The following is a 589-nucleotide window of genomic DNA, read 5'->3' as shown; positions in this document are numbered from 1 at the left end:
GCCAAACGATGCCCTGGCGGGCGGTAGCTCCCTGAGCACCACCATCACCGGCGCTACCGGTGGCAACTACGAGAAGCTGGATGTTGATAGCAAACCGGCTGATACCTCGGTCACCGATACGCCAGATACCACCACCCTTAGCCTGACAGCGACTGACACTGTCGCTGAAGGCGGTTCGATCGTTTATACGGCCACCTTGACCAACGCCGCCGGTACGCCAGTCACCGTGACTCTGTCGAACGGGGCGGTAATCACCATCGCAGCCGGTGCGACCACAGGCTCTGTGACCGTCGCGGCTCCAGCCGATGACGTCTACAAAGATGCCGGTAAAGTCGAAGTCAGCATCAAGGATGCTGCAGGCGGTAACTTCGAAAACCTGGTACCAAGCACTACCCCAGCTGTGACTGATGTCACTGACACCATCGATACCTCGACCGTCAGCCTGACCGCGACTCCATCCGTGGCAGAAGGCGGCGTTGTCGTTTACACCGCGTCCGTGACCGCTCCAGTGACCGGTTCGCCGGTGGTGGTCACCCTGTCCAACGGCCAGACCATCACCATTCCGGTGGGCGAGTCGTCGGGCACCGTA

1 protein-coding gene is annotated in these 589 nt (G+C 60.8%); it reads left to right on the top strand.

All coding sequences use genetic code 11. The annotated features are described in order from the left end of the window. On the top strand, positions 1 to 589 hold a 589-nt coding region (locus PVZ80_RS00015), incomplete at both ends, for an immunoglobulin-like domain-containing protein (RefSeq protein WP_273863243.1).

The sequence above is a fragment of the Pseudomonas sp. B3G-3 genome (assembly GCF_028640915.1).
GTDB lineage: Bacteria > Pseudomonadota > Gammaproteobacteria > Pseudomonadales > Pseudomonadaceae > Aquipseudomonas > Aquipseudomonas chlororaphis_I.
The sequence above is the reverse complement of the archived record's forward strand: the minus strand, read 5'-3'. Positions and strand labels throughout refer to the sequence as shown.